Annotated in this window: 16 protein-coding genes, 4 tRNA genes and 1 pseudogene; 1 reads left to right on the top strand and 20 read right to left on the bottom strand. The window is 30.9% G+C overall.

Annotated elements, in window-relative coordinates:
* Positions 1 to 69: 69 nt before the first annotated feature.
* From CSPB_RS08625 to CSPB_RS07870, 8 genes and pseudogenes are all read right to left on the bottom strand, one after another.
* Positions 70 to 225 carry a hypothetical protein gene (locus CSPB_RS08625; protein ID WP_161492200.1) on the bottom strand — a complete coding sequence of 52 codons (156 nt, stop codon included), beginning with the start codon at positions 223 to 225 and terminating at the stop codon, positions 70 to 72.
* Between the two features lie 96 nt (positions 226 to 321).
* On the bottom strand, positions 322 to 471 hold the full coding sequence (locus CSPB_RS08620; RefSeq protein ID WP_156108491.1) for a hypothetical protein: 150 nt from the start codon (positions 469 to 471) through the stop codon (positions 322 to 324).
* 85 nt (positions 472 to 556) lie between these two features.
* A pseudogene (locus CSPB_RS07890) lies at positions 557 to 1029 on the bottom strand (MFS transporter); the annotation flags it as partial.
* Positions 1030 to 1741: 712 nt separating this feature from the next.
* Positions 1742 to 1829 (bottom strand) — tRNA-Ser (locus tag CSPB_RS07885).
* Positions 1830 to 1842: 13 nt separating this feature from the next.
* Complete coding sequence (locus tag CSPB_RS08705) at positions 1843 to 1998, bottom strand: hypothetical protein (RefSeq protein ID WP_193625294.1); 156 nt, start codon at positions 1996 to 1998, stop codon at positions 1843 to 1845.
* A gap of 21 nt (positions 1999 to 2019) precedes the next feature.
* Positions 2020 to 2093, bottom strand: a tRNA-Cys gene (locus CSPB_RS07880).
* Between the two features lie 18 nt (positions 2094 to 2111).
* A tRNA-Leu gene (locus tag CSPB_RS07875) sits at positions 2112 to 2199 on the bottom strand.
* Positions 2200 to 2226: 27 nt separating this feature from the next.
* Positions 2227 to 2301 (bottom strand) — tRNA-Gly (locus CSPB_RS07870).
* A gap of 362 nt (positions 2302 to 2663) precedes the next feature.
* On the opposite strand from CSPB_RS07870, the gene CSPB_RS07865 reads away from it, so the two are divergent.
* Entirely contained in the window at positions 2664 to 3380 is a 717-nt protein-coding gene (locus tag CSPB_RS07865; RefSeq protein ID WP_089193821.1) for an MlaA family lipoprotein, read from the top strand.
* A gap of 109 nt (positions 3381 to 3489) precedes the next feature.
* On the opposite strand, the gene CSPB_RS07860 is transcribed toward CSPB_RS07865, so the two are convergent.
* The 12 genes from CSPB_RS07860 to CSPB_RS07805 all read right to left on the bottom strand — a co-directional run bounded on the left by CSPB_RS07860 (position 3490) and on the right by CSPB_RS07805 (position 16049).
* Positions 3490 to 4173, bottom strand: a complete 684-nt coding sequence (locus CSPB_RS07860; protein WP_089193820.1) for a tRNA threonylcarbamoyladenosine dehydratase — start codon at positions 4171 to 4173, stop codon at positions 3490 to 3492.
* Complete coding sequence (gene surE, locus CSPB_RS07855; protein WP_089193819.1) at positions 4161 to 4931, bottom strand: 5'/3'-nucleotidase SurE; 771 nt, start codon at positions 4929 to 4931, stop codon at positions 4161 to 4163. The genes CSPB_RS07860 and surE overlap by 13 nt, the downstream gene beginning before the upstream one ends.
* A 12-nt stretch (positions 4932 to 4943) precedes the next feature.
* On the bottom strand, positions 4944 to 5342 hold the full coding sequence (locus CSPB_RS07850) for a DoxX family protein (RefSeq protein WP_089193818.1): 399 nt from the start codon (positions 5340 to 5342) through the stop codon (positions 4944 to 4946).
* A gap of 52 nt (positions 5343 to 5394) precedes the next feature.
* The gene (locus tag CSPB_RS07845) at positions 5395 to 7770 is read right to left on the bottom strand and encodes a ribonucleoside-diphosphate reductase subunit alpha (RefSeq protein WP_089193817.1); all 2376 of its coding nucleotides are present in this window, start codon (positions 7768 to 7770) and stop codon (positions 5395 to 5397) included.
* Positions 7771 to 7784: 14 nt separating this feature from the next.
* Positions 7785 to 9113 (bottom strand): adenylosuccinate lyase, encoded by a 1329-nt coding sequence (gene purB, locus CSPB_RS07840; protein WP_089193816.1) that lies wholly within the window; start codon positions 9111 to 9113, stop codon positions 7785 to 7787.
* Between the two features lie 133 nt (positions 9114 to 9246).
* Positions 9247 to 10272, bottom strand: coding sequence for an aspartate-semialdehyde dehydrogenase (locus CSPB_RS07835; protein WP_089193815.1), 1026 nt, complete (start codon positions 10270 to 10272; stop codon positions 9247 to 9249).
* A gap of 38 nt (positions 10273 to 10310) precedes the next feature.
* The gene (locus tag CSPB_RS07830) at positions 10311 to 11465 is read right to left on the bottom strand and encodes a sigma-54-dependent transcriptional regulator (RefSeq protein ID WP_089193814.1); all 1155 of its coding nucleotides are present in this window, start codon (positions 11463 to 11465) and stop codon (positions 10311 to 10313) included.
* Positions 11466 to 11864: a hypothetical protein gene (locus tag CSPB_RS07825; RefSeq protein ID WP_089193813.1), complete on the bottom strand. Its 399-nt coding sequence runs from the start codon at positions 11862 to 11864 to the stop codon at positions 11466 to 11468.
* Entirely contained in the window at positions 11840 to 12346 is a 507-nt protein-coding gene (locus tag CSPB_RS07820; protein WP_033916703.1) for an LPP20 family lipoprotein, read from the bottom strand. The genes CSPB_RS07825 and CSPB_RS07820 overlap by 25 nt, the downstream gene beginning before the upstream one ends.
* A gap of 39 nt (positions 12347 to 12385) precedes the next feature.
* Positions 12386 to 14974 (bottom strand): DNA gyrase subunit A, encoded by a 2589-nt coding sequence (gyrA, locus tag CSPB_RS07815; protein ID WP_089193812.1) that lies wholly within the window; start codon positions 14972 to 14974, stop codon positions 12386 to 12388.
* Between the two features lie 71 nt (positions 14975 to 15045).
* Complete coding sequence (locus tag CSPB_RS07810; RefSeq protein WP_089193811.1) at positions 15046 to 15828, bottom strand: AAC(3) family N-acetyltransferase; 783 nt, start codon at positions 15826 to 15828, stop codon at positions 15046 to 15048.
* Positions 15825 to 16049, bottom strand: coding sequence for an acyl carrier protein (locus CSPB_RS07805; RefSeq protein ID WP_089193810.1), 225 nt, complete (start codon positions 16047 to 16049; stop codon positions 15825 to 15827). The genes CSPB_RS07810 and CSPB_RS07805 overlap by 4 nt, the downstream gene beginning before the upstream one ends.
* Position 16050: the final 1 nt, after the last annotated feature.

Here is a 16050-nt window from a genome sequence, read left to right as displayed (position 1 = left end):
TTTTTTAAATTTGGCTAAATTTTTACTCTTTTTATTTATAAAATAATAGTTAAGATTATGAAAATTATATCAAGTTCTAACATAGAATATGTTAAAAGCATAGGAAATTTTTCGTTTGCAAAAAATTTCTAGTAATGGCGTAACACCACCACTTATTGGATATATGACATTATAAGAAAATGAAATTTCTGTCAATTTAACATTTGATGGAAATAACTTAATCATGAAAAAATGTGCCACAGCTTGCCCAATACATCGAAAATCCAGAGCTATGAAATAAAACATTCTTGTGTTTTTAAAGCTTATAGTACTGTTATAATGCTAATCTTTTTCAAGTCCAAATTTATCACTCAAATATCCATATACAACGCATTCAAAACACATTAAAAATACGCAAATCATCTTCATATTTATAAAATCAGCTCTTGGGTATCCTTGTGTTGAAAAGATATTTGTCATAAAATTTGGCATTAAAATTATCATTATAACTTAAAACTCAAGTGAAAATTATAGATAAAAGAACATTGTTTTAGAGGCATTTTTTATATCTCATTTCTTTTTTTGTATTGCCAAAAAACAGGTGTTTGACTAAGAAATTTCCTTAAATATATGGAAATTATGTCAAATATACCGCCTATTATAAAATGTATTCTCCAAGCCCATTGTGCAATGATGCTGGTTTCATATTTTTTATGTATGATAAGACTTACTATGCTTCCTGCAACAGCTGCTGTTAAAATACCTGTGCTTGTAAATAAACTCTCTTTTATAGAATGTTCACCCATAAAAACCCAAGCTCCACGAAGTTCGCCGCCTATAGAAATTCCTTGCATTATCCTGATACAAAGAAGTAAGATTGGTGCCAAATAACCAATAGTTTCAAATGTGGGCATCACACCAATAGTAAAAGTTAGTATTACCATCAAGACGATAGAAAGCATAAGCATATTTTTCTGCTATGTTTATCTCTAAAGTGTGCCATTTGACCTCGCTAAGAGGTCTTGCTAAGTATCTTAGTGCAAATGCTCCATTTGCTCTTTTTTGTTTAAATTTTTTTGGTTAAGTATTTTTATCTTAAAAGGATTAAAAAATGCTTATCTTAATTATTTTTTTAATGTTTGTATATTTAAATTCATAAAAATGTATCTAGGTTGAACTTGAATTACTAGCGAAAATATCATTTAAGAAAATGTAAATTTCAAAATAACATTAATATAAAGAATGATCTTTTATAAAAATATTTAAAGATAATATTATATTTATTTTAAATTTATAAAAATTTAATGTGAAAAACATAGTTTTTATTTTGTTGTGTATTTACACACTTTTTACAAAAGATTTTTACAACAAAAAATCTATAATAGAGATGATAAATACTTGTTAATAAAAAAGCTCAATGATAATTATTGTGGAAATTTTGTTTTGCTATGATAATTTAAATTAAATGATACTAATGAGCTAAATTTTGGCACACTTGCCAAAAAAGGCTAAAGAACTACAATAAAATATAAAAGAAGCTACTTTATGATATTTAATTTACTATTCAAGTCACTTAATGCTATGTACTTTTTTAAAGTTCAAATAAAATCTAAGGATTGCAAATAACTATAGTTGGATATTAATAATATAATTTATGTAATTAAAATTGAGCTTTCAACTAGTGTAGTATTAATTCTTTATAAAATAAAATGTTGATAAACTACTATTTCATTAAAGCTAAGAGATAATTATATTATAAAAGTGGCCGGGAGAAAGGGATTCGAACCCCTGGAGGCTTTCACCTCAACGGTTTTCAAGACCGCCGCTTTCGACCACTCAGCCATCTCCCGATATAAATGCAGACTATCTTGTTTTTTCTTCTACCCAGCCAGCACCATCGTTTACTTTATCTTTTGACCACTCATAGGCATTGTTTGTATCTTCTTTAGCACCATGCCAAGTATTAGAACAACCTACAAAAAAAGTTAATGCCAAAATAGTACCTATTAATAAACGCATTTTTTCTCCTTTTTATTTAATTGGAGGCGACACCCGGATTCGAACCGAGGATAAAAGCTTTGCAGGCTTCTGCCTTACCACTTGGCCATGTCGCCATGCATAACTTATAAAAATGGTGCCCGAGGCCGGACTTGAACCGGCACGGAAAAAATTTCCGAGGGATTTTAAGTCCCTTGCGTCTACCAATTCCGCCACCCGGGCACTACAACAATAAAACAATCACAAAACTGGAGCGGGAAACGAGAGTCGAACTCGCGACATCGACCATGGCAAGGTCGCGCTCTACCACTGAGCTATTCCCGCAAAAAATAAATGAAATGTCATTTTAACTAAAAGAACCTTAAAAATTTATTTTATTTGTTAAAAATAGTATTGTTTTTCTAAATTTTACTATATTTTTTACAAATTTAAAAACAAAATATAGTATTTAGATGATATTATCAAAAATTTTTATTTTATTTATATTTCTTTTGACAATTAATTTAAAAAAGGTTGTAATTAGAAAATCAATTTGGTTGTTATTTTTATGCTTGATATGATTTAAATGTTTAAAAAAGAGATTTGAGATATTTTTTAGCTGATAATTCCTTTACAAAAATAGCATAAACTTGTTTCAATAAATATAAAATAGTATAATAATACTTATGAAAAATAAAGGAATAATAATGAAAAAACTATTTTTGATTTTAAGCATTAGTGTTGTTTTATCTTTTGCAAAAGACATAGATAATACTCAAATAGAGCAATTTAAGGCAAACTATGTTGTAGATCAAAATAAATTTGACCCGCTTTATTGGTATAATAAACCTATGACATATTTTAACCACTATGCGTATAGTTATGTTTTAATACCTATAGCAAAAGGCTATGATTATGTTATGCCAGATCCTTTGCAAGGTGCTGTTAACAATTTTTTTAATAATCTTTTGTATCCTATGAGATTAATAAATAACATTTTGCAAGGAAAATTTCAAAACTCCCTCGATGAAACAAAAAGATTTTTGATAAATACAACTATAGGTTTTGCTGGGCTAAGCGATGCTGCTAGTATGCATTTTGATATACCAAAACATGATGAAGATTTTGGTCAAACTCTGGGTTATTGGGGACTAGGAGAAGGAATGCCTGTAGTTTTACCAATACTTGGACAATCAAATTTAAGAGATATGTTTGGTCTTGTTGGTGATCATTTTGCAGATCCTATAACATACATTGATAGAGATAATGAATGGACATCGGTTGCTATAAAATCTTATAGATATATAAACGATACTTCTTTGCAACCTAATGCGTATGAAATTCTTACTAAAGATGAAGAAAATTTATACGAGTTTTTAAGAGATTTCAATAGTTTGAAGCGAAATAAAATGATTTCTGAATGATATGTAAAAAACAGACGAAGTAAAAATCGTCTGTTTTATAAAAGGAGGTTTTTATTAGTTGGGTATTGATATAATATATCAAGTTATTAAATAATATAAAAATGTAAAATTAATATAACTCTTCTTCGCATATTTTTTGAACTACATAGCTAGCAAGATAAAATCCAAATGTTGCGGTTACACCCATAAAACTCCCTAAAGATGTGCATTTTGGAAGTTCTGTTGAAAAGACTACATCAAATTTTCCACTAAAATTTATCTTTTTTAATTCGCTTCTAAATTTCCTTGCAAGAGGATCGTTTGTAGTTTGCCATATGTTTGAAATTTTTATTTTACTTGGATCCATGCGTTTTGCTCCACCCATAGAACTTATAAAAATTATCTGTTTTTTAGAGTTTAAATTTATATCGTTTATCTTTTTAGCAAGAGCAATTTTAGCTTTCATATCATCTATAGCATCTATGATAACATAAAATTTGTTAAAGTTAAAATTTTGTATAAACTCCGGCGTTAATGTCTCAAAAATAGGCTTTATCCCGCTAAATTTATTTGCAAAAACTTCTACTTTTTTCTCGCCTAAATTTTCGCTTCCAAACTGTCTGTTTTGATTTGTGATTTCAAATATATCTTTATCAATTATGCTTAAATTTACAAACCCTGTTCTATAAAGAGCTTCTATACAAGCTCCGCCAACGCCACCACATCCACAAACTAATATATTTGTTTGTTTAAATTTTTCAAATTTATTTCCAAAAAGTAATCTTGAGCGAGAAAATCTATCTATTTGATCCATTGAGAAATGTTCTTTAGCTCTTCAAAAGAGGTTAAATTTAGTTTTATTGGCGTAATGCACGCATATCCATCCATAACTATGCTTATGTCTGTGTTAATATTTTGATCTATATCAAAATCCATAAAATCAGCACCAATCCAGTATCTTTCTATGCCACGTGGATCGCGGTTTAGCTGAGCTGAAGTTGAGTAAATTTTCTCTCCAGCTGGTGCTATTTTTAAACCTTTATAATCTTTTTTGCTAACAGAGGGTATATTTAAATTTAAAAACTGCTTTTTAGGTAGCGGATAGCCTTTTTTGAAAATATTTTTAACAATATCAAGAGTTATTTCACAAGCTAAATCAAAGCCGTATTTTTCGATACCATCTTTATCGTAGTATTGCGAAACTGCAAGCGATGGAATTCCTTGTAAAACTCCTTCCATTGCTCCAGCACAAGTTCCTGAGTATGTGATATCTTCACACACATTCGCACCATGATTTATGCCACTTATTATAAGATCTGGTTTTTTTTCATAAAGAGCATGTAGTGCTAAATATACACAATCTGTTGGCGTAGCGTCATCAAGTTTAAAAAAACCATCGTCTATTTTTATAAATCGTAATGGTCTAGTACAGGTTATGGAGTGAGCACAAGCTGATTTTTCGCTACTTGGTGCAACTATGGTAACGTTTGCTATGGTTTTTAGAGCTTTTGCAAGTTCTCTTAATCCTAATGCTTCAAATCCATCATCATTTGTTATTAGTATTTCTTTCACATTTTACCTTGATTAATAGTCTTTTGTTAAAGAAAATTTTCCACCACCACAAAAAATTAAGCATATTGCACAGCCAATGTAAAGGTATAAAATCTCGGCTACAAATCCTCCGTTTGAAGTAAGTGCAAAAGGAGCTGATGCGTTTGCTACATAAAAAATTACACAGCATGTTCCAAAAAGAATAAAAGCAGCAAATCTGGTAAAAACTCCAAATATTATCATAAGTGGTGCCAAAACTTCTCCAATATACACGCCATATGACATAATTTGCGGTAAGCCACTAGCTACTAACATACTTTTTACTCCTGCTATGCCATTGTTTAGTTTAAATATACCATGCATTAAAACGCATATTCCAAGAAAAACTCTTAAAAACAGAAGCCCTATGCTATGACTATTTACAAATTTCATTTTTTTCCTTTCAACTACTCTTGTTTATTTATTATAGTAAAAATTAATCAAATTATTGACAACCCTCACATTCTATACTTCTATCAACTGCAGTTTTTTGATCTATCTCGCTTTCTGGGCTTTGGCTTCTTAGATAATAAGTTGATTTTAATCCAAGTTCCCACGCAAGTGTGTAAATTTGATTTAAAATACCACCAGTTGCTTTTTCAAGTGATATAAATATATTTAAACTTTGACCTTGATCTATCCATTTTTGACGAATAGCACCGGCTTTTATCAAAAGTCTTTGATCTATATCATAAGCTGGTGTGTAGTATTGCCATGTATCAGGGCTTAAATTTGGCACAACTACTGGTATCATACCGCTTAGATTGTGTTCAAACCATTTACGTTTATAAACTGGTTCTATGGTTTGGGTTGTTCCAACTAAAATGCTTATACTAGAAGTTGGAGCTATAGCCATAAGATACCCATTTCGTATGCCATCGCTCATAACTTTTTCTTTTAGTTTTTTCCAATCCCTTGTTCTTTCATCAAAAAGCCCATCTCTTTTTATAAGATCTTTTGCTTTTTGATTTGCTGTGTCTATTGGAAAAATACCTTTGCTCCATTTTGAGCCTTCAAAATCAGGATATTTACCTTTTTCTAGTGCCAAATTTGAAGATGCATAAATAGCGTTATAGCTTATATTTTCCATTATCTCGTCTATCTTTACAAGATGTTCATAGCTTCCCCATTGTATGCCCTTTTGGGCTAACATTTGAGCTTCGCCCATTATTCCAAGTCCTATTGATCTTGACGCTAAGTTTGTATTTTTAACTTTTATGTGAGGATAGAAATTTAAATCAATTACATTATCAAGCATTCTTATGGCTATTGGGACAACTCTATTGATATCTTCTTGAGAATTTATCTTACTTAAATTTATACTTGCAAGATTACAAACCGCAGTTTTACCCTCTATAACTTCTTTTTCTACGATATAAATTTCTTTAGAGTTTATACTATCAAGTGCTGTGATTTTCTTAGCTTTTTTTGTATATCCGCCATCTACTGTTACATCATCTTCTTCATCAAAAACATCTATGCTTTTATCTTTATAAATTACTTTTATTTTATAGTAGCTTGGATCTGTATTTTGGAAAATTTCGGTGCATAAATTTGAACTTCTTATAAGTCCTTTGTGGTTATTCGGATTTGCTTTATTTGCACTATCTTTAAAACATAAAAATGGCATTCCGGTTTCAAAGTAATTTGTTAAGATTTTTTTCCAAAGTTCTTTTGCTTGCATTGTGTTTTTTGGGATATTTTCATCATTTTCATACTCTGTATATTTTTTTTCAAATTCTTCCCCATAAAGTTCACAAAGATCTTTTACATCAACTGGATCAAAAAGTGTCCATCTTTCATTGTTCGCAACTCTTTTCATAAAAAGGTCATTTATCCAAAGTGCCGGAAAGAGTTCGTGTGCTCTCCTTCTTTCTTCGCCAGAGTTTTTTCGTAAGTCTATAAAATCGCTTACATCCATATGCCACGGCTCTACATAAACTGCAATTGCACCTTTTCTAGTGCCAAGTTGATCAACTGCAACTGCAAGGTCATTTGTTATCTTAAGAAAAGGGATAATTCCGCCAGCAGCATTTTTATGCCCATCTATCGCTCCACCAACTGCTCTTACTTGATTCCAATCCCAACCAACACCACCGCCAAATTTAGATAATAGTGCCATTTCTTTATAGCTATCAAAAATCCCCTCTATATTATCTGGAGTTGAGCCAATATAGCAACTTGATAGTTGATGGCGAGTTGTTCTTGCGTTTGATAGAGTTGGGGTTGCTGGCATTACTTCAAATTTACTTATTAGATCATAGAATTTTTTTGCCCAACTTTGGCAGTCAAATTCATTTTGTGCAAGAAACATAGCTATTGCCATAAACATATGTTGAGGTAATTCTATAGGCTTGGCGTTACTATCTTTGATAAGATATCTGTCATAAAGCGTTTTGATACCAAGATAGTTAAATTGTAAATCTCTTTTGTAATCTAAATATGAATTTAAATCATCTAAATCATATTTATCTTTAAGTCCAAGCATTATACGCCCAGCTTTTTCGCCTTTTTCAAAATATTCTCTAAGGTGGTTGTATCCGCTATATCCTGTAACCTTATGATATAAATCATATAAAAATAGCCTTGCTGCAACAAATGTCCAATTTGGTCTATCAATGTCTATCTTTTCAACAGCTGTTTTTATGAGAGTTTGTTGAATCTCTTCTGTTGTTATCATATCACGAAACTGAATTTTTGCATCAACTTCAAGCTCACTTAAACTTACATTATCTAAGCCCTCAACAGCTTCTTTTGTGTATTTTTTAATCTTACTTATGTCTAACTCTTCTGTTCTACCGTTTCTTTTTATTACTTTCAATTTATTTCCTTAGTTTATTTAAAAACTCTTGTAAAAATTTTATCTACATTTTTTGTATAGTATGAGTAATCAAAACACTCTTTAATCTCATCTTTACTTAATGCTTTATTTAAGTCTTCATCGTTTAGTAAATTTTGCAAAAACAGACTATGACCATTTTCATCAATGGCTTTTTTACCGCTTTGCAAATCGCCCCAAACTTTCATAGCATTTCTTTGGACTATCTTATACGCATCTTCCCTACTTACGCCTTTTTTTGGTAGTTCAAGCAAAACTCTTTGAGAGAAAACTAAACCGCCAGTTAAGTTTAAATTTCTGAGCATATTTTCAGGGTAAACAACTAGCTTATCTATCAAATTTGTCAAACGATTTAGCATGAAATCAGCTGTTATAAATCCATCTGGAAGTATAAATCTCTCAACTGAACTATGACTTATGTCTCTTTCATGCCATAAAGCCACATTTTCCATGGCCGGCATTACATAAGAGCGTATCATTCTACAAAGTCCGGTTACATTTTCGCTTAAAACAGGATTTCTTTTGTGTGGCATTGCTGAGCTTCCTTTTTGTCCGGGGCTAAAATACTCTTCGCACTCATAAACTTCAGTTCTTTGGTAGTGGCGAATAGCAACTGCAATTTTTTCGCAACTTGATGCAAGGATAGATAAAGCACTCATTACTTGTGCGTATCGATCTCTTTGTATAACTTGGTTTGAAGCTGGAGCTGGTTTTAACTCTAAAAACTCACAAACTAATTCTTCTAGATCAAGTGGAGCGTGAGCGAAATTTCCCATAGCACCGCTGATTTTACCTACACTTATTACTTTTTTTGCATGTTCTAAAAGTTCTAGTGAGCGAGAAATTTCATCATACCATATAGCTAAAACCAAACCAAAAGTGATAGGCTCACCATGAATTCCATGACTTCTACCAACCATTAGCGTATTTTTGTGCTCAAACGCTCTTTTTTTGACAGCGTTCATTAAATTTTTAACATCAGATATTATAAGGTTTAAACTATCTCTTATTTGCAAAGCAACAGCTGTATCTATGGTATCGCTTGATGTCATTGCAAAATGAACAAATCTGCTTTCATCACCCAAACTTTCGCTAACGCTTGTTAAAAAAGCAATTACATCATGTTTTGTGGTCTTTTCTATCTCATTAATTCTATCTACATTAAATTTAGCATTTTTTATAATTTTTTCGCAATCGCTATCATTTATCAAGCCAAGCTTATTCCAAGCTTTTACAGCTGCTTTTTCAACTTCCAACCAAGCATCATATTTTGCTTGTATACTCCATTTTTCTTTCATTTCTTTTCTTGCGTATCGCTCAACCATATTAGTGCCTTTTTTGAAATTTTAAAGTAAGAAATTTATTTTATCTAGAAAGTTATTATAAAGTCATTAAAATATTTAATTTTAAAGATATAGTCAAATTTAATTTAGTATTAAATTTGACTATTATTGTGTTTTAATCTTCTAATTCTATCCATTTTTGTGCTATTCTTACAGCGTTTGTTGCTGCTCCTACGCGGATTTGATCAGCTGCACAAAATAGATGTAAAACATTGTCTCGAAAATTATCTTTTCTAATTCTTCCAACATAAGTTTCATTTGTATCAGTTGAAAGAAGCGGCATAGGATATATATTTTTAGACGGCTCATCTACCACAACTACGCTTGGTGCATTTTTTAAAATATCTCTTGCTTTATTTGCATCAATTGCATTTGCAAAATGTATAGTTATAGCTTCACTATGACTTCTTAAAATAGGCACCCTAACACAAGTTGCACTTACTTCGATTTTTTTGTGCAATATTTTTTGTGTCTCATTTACCATTTTCATCTCTTCTTTTGTATAATCATTATCCAAAAAAACATCAATATGTGGTATCAAATTTAGTGCTATTTGGTGTTGAAAAACTTTTGGTTCACACTCATCAAGTCTAAAGGCAAAAAATTGTTGCATTTGAGTAACCAACTCTTCCATTCCTTCTTTTCCAGCCCCACTTGTTGCTTGGTATGTGCTAACATCAACTCTTTGTATATCAAAAGCATCGTTAAGTGGTTTTAAAATTTGAACCATTTGTATTGTAGAGCAGTTTGGATTTGCTATGATTCCTGTGTTTTTCCACTCTTTTATATCCTCTGGATTACACTCAGGAACAACCAAAGGAACATCACTTTGCATTCTAAAATGACTTGTATTATCTATAACTACAGCACCGCTTCTAGCTGCAAGTGGTGCAAATTTTTCTGAAATAGATCCGCCGGCACTAAAAAAAGCTATGTCTATTTCATGTTCATCAAACACTGTATCTGTGAGTTCAACTACTTTATAGGTTTTTCCAAAACACTCTATCTCGCTTCCGGCACTTCTACTACTTGCTAGTGGTAAAATTTCATTAATAGGAAAATTTACTTCTTCTAAAACATTAAATATTTCTTCGCCGACTGCGCCTGTAGCTCCAACTACAGCAATATTGTATTTTCTCATGGTAGACCTTTAAAATAAAATTTTGTTATTATATCAAATTAAAAAGAATTTTTTCTACTATATAAAAAAAGATCGTCTTTACTAATGGCTTCTTTGTCGCTTAAAATAGCCGCTCTTTCTACGATAGATATAAGTTCTCTTATATTTCCTGGAAAATTATAATTCATAAGCTCATTTTTTGCTTCATCGCTAAAATATTTTGTGCCAAGATCATACTCCTTGCAAGCTCTTTGCAAAACAGAATTTGCTATATCTTCTATCTCATCTTTTCGTTCTCTAAGTGGTGGAATGATGATAGGAACTGTATTTAGACGATAAAAAAGATCTTCTCTAAATTCTCCGTTTTCAACTTTTTGTTTTAAATTTGCATTTGTTGCACTAATGATTCTAACATCAATCTTTGTGCTTTTTGTAGCACCAAGTCTAGTTATCTCTCGCTCTTGTAAAGCTCTTAAAAGTTTTGGCTGAAGTTTTATAGGTATTTCACCAATCTCATCTAAAAATAAAGTTCCGCCATTTGCTAGTTCAAAAAAACCTATTTTTTGAGCAGTTGCATCTGTAAAAGCTCCTTTTTCATAACCATAAAGTTCACTTTCTAATAAATTTTCTGGAATTGCAGCCATATTTATAGCTATAAATGGATTAGTTGAGCGTTTTGAGTTTTTATGTATAAATTTAGCAAAAACTTCTTTTCCAACTCCGCTTTCTCCAATTAACATAATATTTACATCTGTTGGAGCTGCCTTTTTTGCAAAATGTAAAGTTTTTTCAAGAATCTCAGAATTCCCAGCAAAATCTTTATCATCTGTTTTTAAATCTTTTTTCTGTTTTGACTTAATTTTTGTTTTAAATTTTTGAGAGCGTATTATAGCTTCATAAAGTGTTGTTATATCAAATGGTTTAGTTAAGAAATCTTTTACACCAAGTCTAACGCTTTGTATGGCTCTATTTAGCGTGGCATTTCCTGTTATGATTATAACATCAAATTTTCCGTCAAGTTCCTTGATAAATTCTATGCCATCCATCTTTGGCATATTTATATCTGTTATTATAACATCTGTATCATCGCTAAGCTTTTTTAATGCATCAACTGCACTTTTAAAGCTAGTTATGTTAAATTCTTCGTATTGGCTAAGTGCAATTTCTAGGGATTTTCGCATATTTATATCATCTTCAACTATAACAATATTCATCTAAAATCCTTTATCAAATTTGTTTATAATAGCAAAATCAGACTTAAATTCAACCTCAAAACGAATTGGCGAAAGTGTTAATATAAGATTTGAGTAAAAATTTTTATCTTCTAGTTTGGATTTATCTTTAATATGTATTTTTGAAGCAGAAAAACATGAAAAAAGCTCATTTTGGTGTCTAGTTAAAAAATGATAAGAACTTTCATTTTTTTTTGGTATATCGTATATTTTGCAAACAAAATTTGGTATCTCATTGGTTAAAATCATAGCTTTTGATATAGCTATGATTTCACTTTTTATAATGTTATTTTGAGAATTTATTTGAGCCCAAAAAATAAACTGATCTGCTCCAAAAGCAAATTTACAAAAAAGTATTAATAAGCAAAAACTTCTTGCCACTTTTCTTGATTCATTTCGAGTTCTAATTCAACTTTATAAAGCCCATTTTGAAAATATTCATTTGTAACAGCTGCATTTTTCACAAGACCATCAACTTGAGATGTGATGGATGAATTTTTAAGCATAGCATCTTTTACTGTATCTTTAGAGTTGATTTTAACACCATAAAGCTTTGCAGCTAAATTTCTATAAGCATCAGCCATAGCAGCTCTTTTTGCTAGAGCTAGAGCTTGAGCTGGAGAAACAGTGTTTAATGGTGCTATACCTTCACCTACTGCACTAAAAGTAGCATTTGCAGATTCTGGTGCAGTATATATCATCTTTTCTTGTTTCATAACTTCTCTGATGTCATCTTTATCTACTTTTTGTATAACGACTTCTTGAGCCGGTGTGTTTGCAGAAGAACCAAAGCCATTAAAACTACAACCACTAAAACCCAACATTGCTATAAGAGCTGTAGCAAGGATAGATATATTTTTCATTTTTTACCTCGTTTTTTGATAAAATTTTATAAGCAAATATTATTCCAATAATCCATCTTCAGAAATATCATCGTCTTCATCTTCTTGTTTTGGACATCTAGCTATACTTACAACATCTTCGCCATCTACATCTAAAATTTTAACACCACTTGTGTTGCGTCCAGCTTTTCTGATAGTTTGCATATCTACTCTTATCATTTTTCCACTTGAAGTAAGAGCCATTAAATCCATACTTTCATCAACGATAATTATTCCAACTAAATCACCTGTTTTTTGGGTTAATTTCATACAAATTACACCCTTTCCACCACGTTTTTGAAGTCTATACTCATCTGCTGTTGTGCGTTTGCCTATACCTTTTGCAGACACACTTAAAATTTCTTCTTCATCATGTTCTATAACTTGTGCACCAACAACTTTGTCATCTTTTTCTTTAAATCTTATACCAGTAACGCCTCTACTTGCTCTTCCTATCTCTCTTGTATCGCTTACATTAAATTTAATACACATACCTTTTTGAGTTACTATTAAAAGTTTTTTACCACCAGAGTTATCAACTTCGGCATTTTCATCGCTGTCATCTTGTACTTCTAAATTTTCATTTTCTGTGTATTCTTTGTCATTATTTTGTGCGTTGCTGTCAAAAACATCATCATTTTCGACTATTATTGCAGTTACTAAATCATCATATTCATCTAAATTTATAGCTTTTATTCCAACGCTTCTTATGTTTTTAAACTCACTTAAATTTGTTCTTTTTACAATACCATTTTTTGTAAAAAATGCTAAAGATTTACTATCATCGAAATCTGTAGTTGGAATGATAGCCATGATTTTTTCATCTTGTTCAAGTTGAACTAAATTTACAACAGCTTTTCCTTTGGCTGTTCTGCTACCTTCTGGTATCTTATAAACTTTTAACCAATAAAGCTGTCCGCGATCTGTTACAAACATGAGCGTATCGTGCATATCACATATAAAGAAACTTTCTATGAAATCATCATCATAAGTTGTTATGGCAACTTTACCCTTTCCGCCACGTTTTTGTTTTTCATAAGTCTTACTTGGAACGCGCTTAATATATCCTCTGTGTGTTATGGTTACTACCATATTTTCATTTGGTATTAAATCTTCTATATCTATATCATCATAATCATCAACAATTTCGGTAATTCTAGGGCATTTAAATTTATTTTTTATTTCTATTAATTCTTCTTTTATGATATTTTCTATAAGTTTTTCGCTTTTTAATATGGATTCTAATCTTGAAATTTCCAAAATAAGTTCTTTTAGTTCATTGTCAAGTTTTTCTCGCTCAAGTCCTGTTAGTTTGCTTAATTTCATATCTAAAATAGCATTTGCTTGTAGTTCACTAAGCCCAAATTTATCCATCAAACCATTTCTTGCTGATGGCGTATCCTCGCTATTTTTGATGAGTTCTATAACATCATCAATATTATCAAGTGCGATTTTTAGACCTTCTAGTATGTGAGCTCTTGCTCTTGCTTTTTGAAGTTCAAATATCGTTCTTCTTATGATTATAGTTTTTCTATGTTTTAAAAATAGATCTAAAAGTTCTATGAGATTGAAAATTTTCGGCTGCTTGTTGTCAATTGCGAGCATTATAACGCCAAATGTAACTTCCATTGTAGTGGATTTAAAAAGATTATTAAGCACTATATCGCTCATAGCATCGCGTTTTAGCTCTATAACAAGTCTTATTCCATCTCTATCACTTTCATCTCTAACTTCGCTAATTCCTTCTATTTGTTTATCTTTTGCTAAATTTGCTATTTGTTCGTGAAGTTTGGCTTTATTTACTTGGTATGGTATCTCATCAACTACTATGATATCTTTATTTTGTTTTTTTTCTATGTGAGTTTTAGCTCTTAGTTTTATTCGTCCACGACCAGTTTTGTAAGCTTCGATTATACCTTTTTTACCAAATATTATGCCCCCTGTTGGAAAATCTGGTCCTTTGATTACACTCATTAACTCTTCTAAGCTAGTATCTTTGTTTTCAAGAAGCATAAGTAAGCCATCTATAAGTTCATCTAAACTATGTGGAGGTATATTTGTAGCCATACCAACAGCAATACCGCTACTTCCATTTAAAAGTAAATTTGGAACTCTTGCAGGTAAAACCGCTGGTTCAACTATACTATCATCATAGTTTGGTGTAAAATCAACAGTATCTTTATCTATATCTTTAAGCAACTCTTCTGCTAAAACAGTCATTCTAGCTTCTGTATAACGCATAGCAGCAGCACTATCTCCATCAAGTGAGCCGAAATTTCCTTGTCCGTCAACTGTGGGAACTCTCATAGAGAAATCTTGTGCCATTCTAACAAGTGCATCATAAACTGCGGTATCACCATGCGGATGGTATTTACCTATAACATCTCCAACAATACGAGCTGATTTTTTGTAAGGACTTCTACTGCTTACTCCTAGATCATTCATTGCATAAAGAATTCTTCTATGCACTGGTTTTAAGCCATCTCTAGCATCTGGTAGAGCACGCCCTACAATAACACTCATTGAGTAGGTAAGGTAGCTATCTTTTACTGAATCTTCTACATCTACAATCGTTATATCTTGATTTTCATCAAAAATATTGTTTTCCATTTTTATCCTTGTAACTAAACGATGAATTTTAGCTAAAATTTAATAAAAAGTTGCTAAATGCTAAAATTAAGCTAATATGGCTTACAACAAAAATTATCATTTTTTAATGCTGATATTGTATCGTTAAAGTATCTTTTGGCATCTATACTTGTGATTGTGCCGTTTCCTATATTTACCGTGTTAAAATTATCAGTTTTTTGAAGTAGTAAAATTTGTTTTTGTATGTTAAAAATGGACTTTTCATCTAGTTTTCTTACGTAGTAATCAATGCTTTTTTCTATCTTTTTTCCGTTTTCGTCTATCATAATTCCGCTAAATGTTTTATAGTACCTATAGCTAACCTTTGCAGCTTTTTCGATATAGTGTGTAAAAGTAAAGCCTCTTGTTTTATTTCCAAACAAAACTATCTTACCGTTAATACTTCTTAAAACATCATAAACACTATTTTTATCGAAACAAGTTTTAGTATCTTTTAGAAAAATATTAGCATTCTTTCCATTTATTGCAAATGAAAAAATTGGGTCATTCGTTCTAATTGGATTTTTATAAGTCCTAAAATATTCAGTTAAAATTCCAATTGTGCTTTTTGAATTTACCTTATCATAAATTTCGTTTTTGCAAAAACTATATGTGAAAGTTGGCATTATAAGTGTGCCATCTTCCCTTATAACTTCGTAAAAACAATCAATCAAAGCAGATAAAAGCTCATCTTTTTTTACAGCTGAAATACCAAAACTGAAAATTTCACTATGAACACAGATAATATCGCCATTTTTTATGCCACTTTGTTTTATAGCATCTATAAAATCTGTATCATAAATCAGTGAATTTCCAGACTTAAAAAGTGCTTTCATTTCATTGCTTTGTTTATCATATCTTCTATAGTTTCAAAGCTATAAAAACTATCAGCATTTATAAAGTCTGCATTTAGTGGTTTTTTGTATTTTTGTTCTATAGCTGTAACTAATGCCATTATATCCATACTATCAATAATTCCACCATATACTAAATCTTTCATATTTTTAGTTACATCATCTCTATCTATAGCCTTAAAAAGCTCCTTGATTGCATCCATA

This window comes from Campylobacter sputorum (assembly GCF_002220775.1).
GTDB classification, from domain to species: domain Bacteria; phylum Campylobacterota; class Campylobacteria; order Campylobacterales; family Campylobacteraceae; genus Campylobacter_F; species Campylobacter_F bovis.
The sequence above is the reverse complement of the archived record's forward strand: the minus strand, read 5'-3'. Positions and strand labels throughout refer to the sequence as shown.